Genomic DNA, 12,208 nt, shown 5'->3' on the forward strand with positions numbered 1-12,208 from the left:
TGCCACGCCGCAGCATATCGTCCTCGCGCATCAGAGCACGCCCTCCAGCCAACCGTCGAGCTGCTCGAAGGCATCATTGAAGGTACGGTCGAGCTGCAGCGGCGTGATCGAGACGAAGCCTTGCATCACCGCATGGAAGTCGGTGCCAGGGCCGCCATCTTCGGCATCACCGGCCACGGCGATCCAGTAGCCTTCCTTGCCGCGCGGGTTGACCACCTTGGTCGGTGCCGCCGCCCGCGCCCGATGACCGAGGCGGGTGAGCTGGATGCCACGGATGTGCTCCAGCGGCAGGTTGGGGATATTGACGTTGAGGACGGTGCGTGGCGGCAGCACCAGACGCGACTGTGCCTCGACCAGGCGACGGGCGATGTAGGCCGCCGTCGGCAGGTTGTCCGGCTGACGCGACAACAGCGAAAACGCCAGCGATGTGGTGCCCAGGAAACGGCCCTCCAACGCAGCGGCGACCGTACCGGAGTACAACACGTCATCACCCAGGTTGGCGCCGAGGTTGATCCCCGACACGACCATGTCCGGCACCTGCGGCAACAGCCCATTGAGCCCCAGGTGCACACAGTCGGTCGGTGTGCCGTTGAGGCTGATGAAGCCGTTGGCCAGGGTCTGCGGGTGCAGTGGCCGGTCCAGCGTCAGTGAACTGCTGGCGCCGCTCTTGTCTTGATCCGGGGCGATCACCGCGCACTCGGCGTAATCCGCCAGCGCAGCGTGCAGCGCGGCGAGGCCGGGTGCGGTAACACCGTCGTCGTTCGAAATCAGAATACGCATGGGCTGTCCGTCTGCCCTGCCGACACCAGATCCAAGACTTCGCGCACCACTACGGTGGCGAAGCATCCGGCCGGCAGGACGAATTCCAGTTGCAGGATATCAGGCTCGGGATAATGCCATGTCAGGCCGCCAATAGGGAGCCGCAAAATACGCCGTTCGTGATCCATGCCCGCCTGGGCCAACCACTGGCAAAGTGCCGGCTGCCGTGCGCCGACGGCATTTTCCAGCTGCGCGGTGGTGGCGCCTGCAGGCGAGTCGCCCTCGCCCCACATCGGGCCGGTCGGGTGCAGGTCGAGAATCGCCAGGCGTGGATCGGCGCATTCCGCCTCGCCAGCCGGGAAGAAGCTACGGCTGTCGGTGAACGCCAGCAGGTCGCCGACCTGGGCCCGCGCCCAGCTACCTTCGGCGACACGTGCCGCCAGCACCTGGTTGAACAGGTAGCTGCGCCCGGCCGAAAGCAGCCGCGAACGCAGGTTGCGCTGCTCGGGTAATGCTTTGCGCGCGGCCCAGTCGAGGGCGTCATGGACGTTGCCCCCGCCATGACCGAAGCGCTGGGTACCGAAATAGTTGGGCACGCCGTGCTGCTTGAGCTTTGCCAGGCGTGCATCCACAGCCTGGTGGTCGGCAGCCAGGGCCGTCAGGCGCAGGGTGAAGCCGTTGGCCGAATGCGCGCCACGCTGCAGCTTGCGCTGGTGGCGCACCTGCTTGAGCACGCGCAGGCTGACATCTTCAGCGCGCGACAGGTCCGGGTCGGCCTTGCCCGGCAGGTGCAGGCTGAACCACTGGCGGGTCAGGGCCTGACGGTCCTTGAGCCCGGCGTAGCTGATCGAACGCACCGGCACGCCTGCGGCGCGCGCCAGGCGGCGGGCAGCCTCTTCGGTGTTCAGGTCACGCTTTTCGACCCACAGCCACAGGTGCTCGCCTTGGCCGGACAGCGGAATGTCCAGCACTTCATCGACCTGGAAGTCTTCAGCCACCGCCTTGAGGACGGCAGTGCCCAAGGGTTCGCCCGATGCGCGCGGGCCCAGCAGTTCCGGTTCGGTCATGCAGGCAGCAGCAGGGCGACCGAATGCACGGCAATCCCCTCCTCACGGCCGGTGAAGCCCAGCTTTTCAGTGGTGGTGGCCTTGACGTTGACCTGGTCGAGTTCGACCTGCAGGTCTTCGGCGATCAGCTGGCGCATGGTCTCGATGTGCGGGGCCATCTTCGGCGCTTGGGCGACGATGGTGGCGTCGACATTGCCGACCTGCCAGCCCTTGGCCTTGACGATGCCGACTACATGGCGCAGCAGCACGCGGCTGTCGGCACCCTTGAATTGTGGGTCGGTGTCGGGGAAGTGCTTGCCGATGTCGCCCAGCGCCGCGGCGCCCAGCAAGGCATCGCTCAGGGCATGCAGCAGCACGTCGCCGTCGGAATGGGCCAGCAGGCCGTACTTGTAGGGGATACGCACCCCGCCCAGGGTAATGAAATCACCGTCGCAGAAACGGTGCACATCGTAGCCATGGCCAATACGCATAGAAAAACGCCCTGAATGAGTCAGGGCGTGATTCTACCTGCTTTTGAAGCATTGGGGCTGCTTCGCAGCCCATCGCCGGCAAGCCAGCTCCCACCTGGACCACATGGCCCTCGAGCCATGCACAGTACCTGTGGGAGCTGGCTTGCCGGCGATGAGGCAAACACCCCAGCTACGCCTTACACCCGCCCCAATGCCACCGCATGATGGCGCAGGTGATCCTCGATGAAGCTGGCAATGAAGTAGTAGCTATGGTCGTAGCCCGGCTGCAAACGCAGGGTCATTTCATGCCCCCCTTTGCGTGCCGCCTGCTCCAGCGCTTCAGGCTTGAGCTGCTTTTCGAGGAAGTCGTCACGGTCGCCCTGATCGACCAGCAACGGCGGGCATTGGCCAGCAGGGGTTTCGGCCAGCAGCACGCTGGCATCCCACTCGCGCCAGCGCGCCCGGTCTTCACCCAGGTAGCGGCTGAAGGCCTTCTCGCCCCACGGGCAATCCATCGGGTTGCTGATCGGCGAGAACGCCGACACCGAGCGGTAGCGCCCCGGGTTGCGCAAGGCGCACACCAGCGCGCCGTGCCCACCCATGGAGTGGCCGCTGATGCTGCGCTCGCCCGACGCCGGGAAGTGCGCCTCGATCAGCGCCGGCAACTCCTCCACCACATAGTCGTGCATGCGGTAGTGCTGGGCCCAGGGTTGCTGGGTGGCGTTGAGGTAGAAGCCGGCCCCCAGGCCGAAGTCCCAGGCGCCGTCCGGGTCGCCCGGCACCTGCTCGCCACGCGGGCTGGTGTCGGGGGCCACGATGATCAGCCCAAGCTCCGCAGCCATGCGCTGGGCGCCGGCCTTCTGCATGAAGTTCTCGTCGGTGCAGGTGAGGCCGCTAAGCCAGTACAGCACCGGCAGCTTCTCGCCCTGCTCGGCCTGCGGTGGCAGGTACACGGCAAACACCATGTCGCAGCCCAGCACCTTGGAGTGATGCCGGTAACGCTTGTGCCAGCCGCCGAAGCTCTTCTGGCAGGAGATGTTATCCAGGCTCATGGCACACCTCTCAGAAGTGGATCACGCTGCGGATGCTCTTGCCTTCATGCATCAGGTCAAAGGCTTTGTTGATGTCCTCCAGGCCCATGGTATGGGTGATGAAGGTATCCAGCGGAATCTCGCCTTTTTCAGACATTTCCACGTAGCTTGGCAGCTCGCTGCGGCCACGCACGCCGCCAAACGCCGAACCACGCCAGACGCGCCCGGTGACCAGCTGGAACGGACGGGTGGCGATTTCCTGCCCGGCACCGGCTACGCCGATGATGACCGACTCGCCCCAGCCCTTGTGGCAGCATTCCAGGGCAGCGCGCATCAGTTGCACGTTACCAATGCACTCGAAGGAGAAGTCCACGCCGCCGTCGGTGAGGTCGACGATCACTTCCTGGATCGGGCGGTCATATTCTTTCGGGTTGATGCAGTCCGTGGCACCCAGTTGGCGGGCGATCTCGAACTTGGCCGGGTTGATGTCGACGGCAATGATGCGCGAGGCCTTGGCCTTGACCGCACCGATCACTGCCGACAGGCCGATGCCGCCCAGGCCGAAGATGGCCACGGTATCACCGGGTTTGACCTTGGCGGTGTTGAGCACCGCGCCGATACCGGTGGTGACGCCACAGCCCAGCAGGCAGACCTTTTCCAGGGGTGCTTCTTTCTGGATCTTGGCCACGGAGATTTCCGGCAGCACGGTGTACTCGGAGAAGGTCGAGGTGCCCATGTAGTGGAACAGCTGCTGGCCCTTGTACGAGAAGCGCGTGGTGCCGTCCGGCATCAGGCCCTTGCCCTGGGTAGCGCGGATGGCCTGGCACAGGTTGGTCTTGCCCGAGAGGCAGAACTTGCACTTGCCGCATTCCGGGGTGTACAGCGGGATCACATGGTCGCCCACGGCCACCGAGGTCACGCCCTCGCCTACCGCTTCGACGATCGCGCCGCCTTCATGGCCGAGGATCGACGGGAAGATGCCTTCCGGGTCGGCACCGGACAGGGTGTAGGCATCGGTGTGACAGACACCACTGGCGACCACACGCAGCAGCACTTCACCGGCCTTGGGCATGGCCACGTCGACTTCGACGATTTCCAGGGGTTTCTTGGCTTCGAAGGCTACGGCAGCACGGGACTTGATCATCAAAGGTCTCCAGACAGAGGGTCGATTCAGACTCACAGTGTAATTCACCGCCTTTTGATGAATAATCCGGCCAAAGACAAAACATTATTGCCACACAGGGACAATCCATGACCAGCCGCTGGGAAGGCATCGACGAATTCGTCGCCGTGGCCGAATCGGGCCAGTTCACGGCAGCAGCCGAACGCCTAGGGGTTTCGTCGTCGCACATCAGCCGCCAGATCGCGCGGCTGGAGGAGCGCCTGCAGACGCGCCTGCTGTACCGCAGCACCCGCCGGGTCACCCTGAGCGAAGCCGGGCAGACTTTTCTGCAGCATTGCCAGCGCCTCCAGGATGGCCGCGAGGAAGCCCTGCGCGCGATGGGTGACCTGGCCAGCGAACCCAAAGGGTTGCTGCGCATGACCTGCGCGGTCGCCTACGGCGAGCGCTTCATCGTGCCGCTGGTAACACGGTTCATGGCGCTATACCCACAGTTGCGGGTGGATGTGGAACTGAGCAACCACACCCTCGACTTGCTGCATGAGGGCATGGACCTGGCCATCCGCCTGGGCCGCCTGGCCGATTCCCGGCTGGTGGCCACGCGCCTGGCGCCGCGGCGCATGTACCTGTGCGCCTCGCCGGCCTACCTGGAACGTTATGGCCGGCCGCACAGCCTGTCGGAACTGGCGCGGCACAATTGCCTGGTGGGCAGTTCGGACTTGTGGGCATTGCAACAGGACGGCCGCGAGCTCAGCCAGCGGATACAGGGCAACTGGCGCTGCAACAGTGGCCAGGCAGTGCTGGACGCGGCGCTGCAGGGGATAGGGTTGTGCCAGTTGCCGGATTACTACGTGCTGGAGCACCTGAACAGTGGTGCGCTGGTGTCCTTGCTGGAGGCGCACCAGCCGCCAAATACGGCAGTGTGGGCGCTGTATCCGCAGCAGCGGCACCTGTCGCCGAAGGTGCGGCGGCTGGTGGATTACCTGAAGGAAGGGTTGGCGGGGTTGCCGGAATATAAGCTTGGCTGAAGGGATACATTTGCTGTACCGGTCTATTCGCGGGTTCACCCGCGAAGAGGCCGGTACAGAAGAGCGACGTTCAGCGCCTGCCCGCCCAGCGCTGGCGCAACCATTCCAGGTCTTCGGGGCGGGTGACCTTGATGTTGTCACTGCGCCCTTCCACCAGCCGCGGCGCCTGGCCGGACCATTCGATGGCAGAGGCCTCATCGGTCACCACCACATCCGATACCAGGCACTCGGCCAGCGCCCGATGCAACGCCCCCAGGCGGAACATCTGCGGCGTATACGCCTGCCAGATAGTACTGCGGTCCACGGTAGCGCTGACCCGGCCATCGCTGTCGGCACGCTTCAGGGTGTCGCGCGCCGGCACGGCCAGCAGGCCACCCACCGGGTCGTTTGCCAGCTCCGACAACAACTTGTCCAGGTCGCTGCGCGCAAGGTTCGGCCGCGCGGCATCGTGCACCAGCACCCAGTCGCTGTCCGAGGCCCCTTGGGCATGCAGCAACAGCAACGCATTAAGCACCGAGTCGGCGCGCTCACGCCCGCCCGCTGCGCGCTGGATGCGCGAGTCGCTGGCGCAACGCAGGGTGGGCCAGAACGGGTCATCTTCAGCAATGCTGACCACCACGCCGTTAAGCCCCGGATGGCCAAGAAAACAGTCGAGGCTGTGCTCGAGAAGGGTCTGCCCGGCCAGCTCCAGGTATTGCTTGGGGCGGTCGGCAGCCATGCGGGCACCAACGCCCGCAGCAGGAATCACGGCCCAGAAGGCCGGCAAGGTATCGATCATTTCTGTGGCAACTGGAAGAGGGTTTCGCCCTCTTTGACCATTCCCAATTCGTGGCGAGCCCGCTCTTCAACGGTCTCCATGCCTTTTTTCAGCTCCAGCACTTCGGCATCGAGCACACGATTACGCTCGAGCAGGCGCTCGTTCTCGGCATGCTGCTCGGCAATCTGCTGCTTCAGCTCGGCCACTTGCGCCAGGCTGCCATTACCCACCCACAGGCGGTACTGCAGGCCACCCAGCAGCAGGAGCAGGACGAGGAACAACCAATAAGGACTGCGCATCTAGGTATCCAGGTTAAAAAGACCGCCGCACACTATGCATTTCGGGGTCTCAAATAGCACGAAGCCTGGCCGAGGCCAGGCTTCGTAGACAGAAACCCGTTGGAACGCAGTGACGTTCAGCACGAACGTCCTACAGCTCCGGCTGCTGTCTTTTTACCATCTCTTGCTTAGCCGCGAAACTCGGCACGACCACGGTAAACCGCTTTGGCACCCAGTTGCTCTTCGATGCGCAGCAGTTGGTTGTACTTGGAAACGCGGTCGGAACGGCACAGCGAACCGGTCTTGATCTGGCCGGCAGCAGTACCCACGGCCAGGTCGGCAATGGTCGAGTCTTCGGTTTCACCGGAACGGTGCGAAATCACCGCGGTGTAGCCGGCAGCCTTGGCCATCTGGATGGCTTCCAGGGTTTCGGTCAGCGAGCCGATCTGGTTGAACTTGATCAGGATCGAGTTACCGATGCCCTTCTCGATGCCTTCCTTGAGGATCTTGGTGTTGGTCACGAACAGGTCGTCGCCAACCAGCTGTACCTTCTCGCCGATCTTGTCGGTGAGGATCTTCCAGCCAGCCCAGTCGGACTCGTCCAGGCCGTCTTCGATCGAGATGATCGGGAAGCGCTCGGTCAGGCCTTTCAGGTACTCGGCGAAGCCTTCGGCGTCGAACGATTTGCCTTCGCCGGACAGGTTGTACTTGCCGTCTTCGTAGAATTCGGAAGCCGCGCAGTCCAGTGCCAGGGTCACGTCGGTGCCCAGCTTGTAGCCGGCTTTTTCGACCGCTTCGGCGATGGCAGCCAGGGCGTCTTCGTTGGAAGCCAGGTTAGGCGCGAAGCCACCTTCGTCACCCACGGCGGTGTTCAGGCCACGGGCCTTCAGCACGGCTTTGAGGTGGTGGAAGATTTCGGTGCCCATGCGCAGGCCGTCGGAGAAGGTCTTGGCGCCAACCGGCTGAACCATGAACTCCTGGATGTCGACGTTGTTGTCGGCGTGCTCGCCACCGTTGATGATGTTCATCATCGGTACCGGCATCGAGTACTGGCCCGGGGTACCGTTCAGGTTGGCGATGTGCGCGTACAGCGGCAGGTCCTGGTCCTGGGCAGCGGCCTTGGCGGCAGCCAAGGAAACAGCCAGGATGGCGTTGGCGCCCAGCTTGGCCTTGTTCTCGGTACCGTCCAGTTCGATCATGGCGCGGTCCAGGGCCTTCTGGTCGGAAGGGTCCTTGCCCAGCAGCAGCTCACGGATCGGGCCGTTGATGTTGCCGACGGCTTTCAGCACGCCCTTGCCCAGGTAACGGCTCTTGTCGCCATCACGCAGCTCCAGCGCTTCGCGCGAGCCGGTGGAAGCACCGGACGGCGCGCAAGCGCTGCCGATGATGCCGTTGTCGAGCAGTACATCGGCTTCCACGGTGGGGTTGCCACGCGAATCGAGAACTTCACGACCTTTGATGTCGACGATTTTTGCCATTGTTGTAAGCACTCCAGAATTGACGAAAACAACCTAGCTTAAGAAATTCTTGCCGTTCACCAGGCGGACTTTGCAGTGGGCAGGCCGGGTGAAGGGAGCCCCTGACCGATTGGTCAGGGGTGGATCGGGCGGTACTTTACCCGAGAAATGAGCTTTACGCGGTTTCTACCGTCGGAAAACTTTTCACCAGGTCGTCCAGTTGCTTGAGCTGGGCCAGGAATGGCTCCAGTTTGTCCAGGCGCAGGGCGCATGGGCCATCGCACTTGGCGTTGTCCGGGTCGGGGTGGGCTTCGAGGAACAGGCCGGCCAGGCCCTGGCTCATGCCGGCCTTGGCCAGGTCGGTGACCTGGGCGCGGCGTCCACCGGCGGAATCGCTGCGACCACCCGGCATCTGCAGGGCGTGGGTCACGTCGAAGAACACCGGGTACTCGAACTGCTTCATGATGCCGAAGCCGAGCATGTCCACTACAAGGTTGTTGTAGCCGAAGCTCGAACCACGCTCGCAGAGGATCAACTGGTCGTTACCGGCCTCAGCGCACTTGGCCAGGATGTGTTTCATTTCCTGGGGTGCGAGGAACTGGGCCTTCTTGATGTTGATCACCGCGCCGGTCTTGGCCATGGCCACCACCAGGTCGGTCTGCCGCGACAGGAAGGCCGGCAGCTGGATGATGTCGCACACCTTGGCGACGGGCTCGGCCTGGTAAGGCTCGTGCACGTCGGTGATCACCGGCACGTTGAAGGTGCGCTTGATCTCTTCGAAGATCTTCAGCCCTTCTTCCATGCCCGGACCACGGTAGGACGTCACCGACGAACGGTTGGCCTTGTCGAAGCTGGCCTTGAACACGTACGGGATACCGAGCTTCTCGGTCACCCGCACGTACTCTTCGCAGACCTTCATTGCCAGGTCACGGGACTCCAGGACGTTCATCCCGCCGAACAGGACGAACGGCTTGTCGTTGGCGATCTCGATGTTACCGACGCGAATGATCTTCTGGGTCATTGATCAGGCCTTGTTCTTCTGAGCCAGGGCTGCCTTGACGAAACCACTGAACAGCGGGTGGCCGTCACGCGGGGTGGAGGTGAATTCCGGGTGGAACTGGCAGGCAACGAACCATGGGTGGTCCTTGGACTCGACCACTTCCACCAGCGCGCCGTCTTCGGAACGGCCTGAAACCACCAGGCCGGCATCGACCAGTTGCGGCAGCAGGTTGTTGTTCACTTCGTAGCGGTGACGGTGACGCTCGGTGATCACGTCCTTGTTGTAGCAGTCGTGCACCTTGGAACCGGCAGCCAGCTGGCAGTCCTGTGCGCCCAGGCGCATGGTGCCGCCAAGGTCGGAAGCCTCGGTACGGGTCTCGACGGCACCGGTGGCATCAGCCCACTCGGTGATCAGGCCGACGACCGGGTGGCCGCTGTTGCGGTCGAACTCGGTGGAATTGGCGTCTTTCCAGCCCATCACGTTACGGGCGAACTCGATCACGGCCACCTGCATGCCCAGGCAGATGCCCAGGTACGGTACCTTGTTCTCACGGGCGTATTGCACCGCGGTGATCTTGCCTTCCACGCCGCGCAGGCCGAAACCGCCCGGCACCAGAATGGCGTCGGCGCCTTCGAGCAGGCTGGTGCCCTGGTTCTCGATGTCTTCCGAGTCGATGTAGCGCAGGTTGACCTTGGTGCGGTTGGTGATGCCGGCGTGGCTCATCGCTTCGATCAGCGACTTGTACGCATCCAGCAGCTCCATGTACTTGCCGACCATGGCGATGGTCACTTCGTGCTCAGGGTTGAGCTTGGCATCGACCACTTTGTCCCACTCGGACAGGTCGGCGCCATTGCACTGCAGGCCGAAACGCTCGACGACGAAGTCGTCCAGGCCCTGTGCATGCAGCACGCCCGGAATCTTGTAGATGGTGTCGACGTCTTCCAGCGAAATCACCGCACGCTCTTCAACGTTGGTGAACAGCGCAATCTTGCGACGCGACGAAGCATCGACCGGGTGGTCGGAGCGGCAGATCAGCACGTCAGGCTGCAGGCCGATGGAGCGCAGCTCCTTGACCGAGTGCTGGGTCGGCTTTGTCTTGGTTTCGCCAGCGGTGGCGATGTACGGGACCAGGGTCAGGTGCATCAGCATGGCGCGCTTGGAGCCCACCTCGACGCGCAGCTGGCGAATGGCCTCGAGGAACGGCTGCGACTCGATGTCACCCACGGTACCGCCGATTTCCACCAGGGCCACGTCGGCATCGCCGGCGCCCTTGATGATGCGACGCTTGATCTCGTCGGTGATGTGCGGGATGACCTGGATGGTCGCGCCCAGGTAGTCACCACGACGCTCTTTACGCAGCACATGCTCGTAAATTCGACCCGTGGTGAAGTTGTTGTTCTGGGTCATGGTGGTGCGGATGAACCGCTCGTAGTGGCCCAGATCGAGGTCAGTCTCGGCGCCATCGTGGGTGACGAACACTTCACCGTGCTGGAACGGGCTCATGGTGCCCGGATCGACGTTGATGTACGGATCCAGCTTGAGCATGGTGACCTTCAGGCCCCGCGCTTCCAGGATGGCCGCCAGGGAAGCCGAGGCAATGCCTTTCCCCAATGAAGAAACAACACCGCCCGTGACGAATATGTAGCGCGTCATGAAAAACCCTAGAAGTCTGCGTTAAGGCGGCCAGCGCCGCCGGAGAAAGCGAAGGAAGGCCGAAGCCCCCGATCACCTGCGTCAGTCACAGTGCATCTCGAAAAACTGTCGCGTCTGTACAGACCAGGGGTATCCCCGGCATGGAGCTCGCTCGTCATTTTCAGAATCAGCCCAGCAAAAAACTGCTTGGTAACCGGCAACCCCTGTGTTTTCGCGGAAGCCACAGAAGTTGTATCAAGAAGGGAGGGTAGTCTACCGGAATGTACCCTTCATCTCAAACCTTGCGCGCTCGTCGGCAACTGCCAATGCAGCTGGCAATCCGCCTGCACCAGCCCGGGCAGGCTGGCCACCGCCAGCAGGCGCTCCCCCTGGTACAGCAACGGCAGGCGCGGACGCAGGAAATACGGTACCCGCTGCTCATTGAGCAGACGCTTGAGATCGCGCCGGCCGCGGCCGGGAACCTCCAGCATTTCGCCGCCCTGGCGGTAGGCAATGCGCAGACCAGCCATTGGCACGGCGACATCAAGACGCACCCTGCCGTTACCTGGCAGTACCAAGGGCAACGTTGAATTCGGCCAGGCCATTTCTCCGACAGGCTGTTGCAGCCAGTCGCCGCTCAGCCACCAGATGCGCCCATCGCTGCGCAGCAGCTGCCCATCGGCAAGCCGCCAGACCGGCCGGGCATCGGCGGCAGCATCGCGCAGGTCTGCCCAGCCGGCCCAATGCCGAGTGTCGGGCAGACGGGTGCGCCGGCTCAGCCAGTATTGCAAGGCATTGCGCTGACGGGCTGGCGACAGCGCCGTGAGCGTGGCCAGGTCAAGGGAGTCCAGGCCCGACCAGGCGACGGACGACCCCTCCTGCGCAGGCGCCAGGTCGCCCTGGGCCAGTTCATCCAGCAGGCCCAGGGCTTCACCCAGGTGCTCTGCGGCGCGTGCGAGATTCTGGCTGGCCTGTGGCCAACGTTGTTGCAACTGCGGGAACACTTCGCCGCGCAGGTAGTTGCGGGCAAATTGTGTGTCGGTGTTTGACGGGTCTTCGATCCATGCAAGCCCATTCACCTTGGCATAGTCATGCAGTTGCTGGCGTGAACAACCCAGCAACGGCCTGACCAGGGTGCCCTGCCCTAGCGCCCGCTGCCCGGGCATCGCCGCCAGGCCACGCAACCCGGCGCCGCGCAACAGGCGGAACAACAGGGTTTCGGCCTGGTCGTCGCGGTGCTGCCCGGTGAACAGAATGTCGCCAGGGCCGAGGGACTGCTTGAAAGCGGCATAGCGAGCGTCGCGGGCAGCCTGTTCCAGGCTCGCGCCGGGGCTGACCTGGACGTGGATGACCTGGAGTTCGATGCCGAGATTGTCACAGACGGCTTTGCAATGGGCGGGCCAGGCGTCGGCAGCGGCTTGCAGGCCGTGGTGGATATGGAGGGCGCGCAGTGGGGGGGATGCGTGGTTGCGGACGTGGTCGGCCAGCAGGTGCAGGAGGACGGTGGAGTCGAGGCCGCCGGAGAAGGCTATGCACCAGGTGGGGGCTTGCAGCCAGGGGGTGAGGTTGATCATGAGGGCCTCACATGGCTTGAGATTGCCGGGGGTGCTTTGCACCTCTTTCGCCGGCA

Annotated in this window: 12 protein-coding genes; 1 reads left to right on the plus strand and 11 read right to left on the minus strand. The window is 63.6% G+C overall.

Translation table 11 applies throughout. The annotated features are described in order from the left end of the window. Positions 1-30 precede the first annotated feature (30 nt). The 5 genes from surE to SB765_RS12855 form a co-directional block, all read right to left on the minus strand. The gene (surE, locus tag SB765_RS12835) at positions 31-780 is read right to left on the minus strand and encodes a 5'/3'-nucleotidase SurE (protein WP_016501144.1); all 750 of its coding nucleotides are present in this window, start codon (positions 778-780) and stop codon (positions 31-33) included. Then, a complete protein-coding gene (gene truD, locus SB765_RS12840) occupies positions 768-1,826 on the minus strand; it encodes a tRNA pseudouridine(13) synthase TruD (RefSeq protein WP_410931432.1) in 1,059 nt (352 codons plus the stop codon). Before truD ends, surE begins: the two co-directional genes overlap by 13 nt. After that, on the minus strand, positions 1,823-2,296 hold the full coding sequence (ispF, locus tag SB765_RS12845) for a 2-C-methyl-D-erythritol 2,4-cyclodiphosphate synthase (protein WP_410931433.1): 474 nt from the start codon (positions 2,294-2,296) through the stop codon (positions 1,823-1,825). The genes truD and ispF overlap by 4 nt, the downstream gene beginning before the upstream one ends. 176 nt (positions 2,297-2,472) lie before the next feature. Continuing rightward, a complete protein-coding gene (gene fghA / locus SB765_RS12850) occupies positions 2,473-3,327 on the minus strand; it encodes an S-formylglutathione hydrolase (protein ID WP_016501147.1) in 855 nt (284 codons plus the stop codon). Positions 3,328-3,337: 10 nt separating this feature from the next. Then, a complete protein-coding gene (locus SB765_RS12855) occupies positions 3,338-4,450 on the minus strand; it encodes an S-(hydroxymethyl)glutathione dehydrogenase/class III alcohol dehydrogenase (RefSeq protein ID WP_016501148.1) in 1,113 nt (370 codons plus the stop codon). Between the two features lie 107 nt (positions 4,451-4,557). On the opposite strand from SB765_RS12855, the gene SB765_RS12860 reads away from it, so the two are divergent. Next, the gene (locus SB765_RS12860; protein ID WP_410931434.1) at positions 4,558-5,454 is read left to right on the plus strand and encodes a LysR substrate-binding domain-containing protein; all 897 of its coding nucleotides are present in this window, start codon (positions 4,558-4,560) and stop codon (positions 5,452-5,454) included. Between the two features lie 70 nt (positions 5,455-5,524). Here the strand turns inward: SB765_RS12860 and ispD are convergent, their stop codons facing one another. From ispD to tilS, 6 genes are all read right to left on the minus strand, one after another. After that, positions 5,525-6,232, minus strand: coding sequence for a 2-C-methyl-D-erythritol 4-phosphate cytidylyltransferase (gene ispD / locus SB765_RS12865; RefSeq protein WP_341797771.1), 708 nt, complete (start codon positions 6,230-6,232; stop codon positions 5,525-5,527). Beyond that, complete coding sequence (gene ftsB, locus SB765_RS12870; RefSeq protein WP_023381955.1) at positions 6,229-6,510, minus strand: cell division protein FtsB; 282 nt, start codon at positions 6,508-6,510, stop codon at positions 6,229-6,231. The genes ispD and ftsB overlap by 4 nt, the downstream gene beginning before the upstream one ends. Before the next feature lie 167 nt (positions 6,511-6,677). Beyond that, positions 6,678-7,967 (minus strand): phosphopyruvate hydratase, encoded by a 1,290-nt coding sequence (gene eno, locus SB765_RS12875; protein WP_016501151.1) that lies wholly within the window; start codon positions 7,965-7,967, stop codon positions 6,678-6,680. A 154-nt stretch (positions 7,968-8,121) separates the two neighbouring features. Further along, positions 8,122-8,967, minus strand: coding sequence for a 3-deoxy-8-phosphooctulonate synthase (kdsA, locus tag SB765_RS12880; RefSeq protein ID WP_016501152.1), 846 nt, complete (start codon positions 8,965-8,967; stop codon positions 8,122-8,124). Between the two features lie 3 nt (positions 8,968-8,970). After that, positions 8,971-10,599: a CTP synthase gene (locus SB765_RS12885; protein ID WP_016501153.1), complete on the minus strand. Its 1,629-nt coding sequence runs from the start codon at positions 10,597-10,599 to the stop codon at positions 8,971-8,973. A 269-nt stretch (positions 10,600-10,868) separates the two neighbouring features. Next, on the minus strand, positions 10,869-12,152 hold the full coding sequence (tilS, locus tag SB765_RS12890) for a tRNA lysidine(34) synthetase TilS (protein ID WP_410931435.1): 1,284 nt from the start codon (positions 12,150-12,152) through the stop codon (positions 10,869-10,871). Between the last annotated feature and the right edge of the window lie 56 nt (positions 12,153-12,208).

It is taken from the genome of Pseudomonas sp. SIMBA_067 (assembly GCF_046534675.1).
Classification (GTDB): Bacteria; Pseudomonadota; Gammaproteobacteria; order Pseudomonadales; family Pseudomonadaceae; genus Aquipseudomonas; species Aquipseudomonas putida.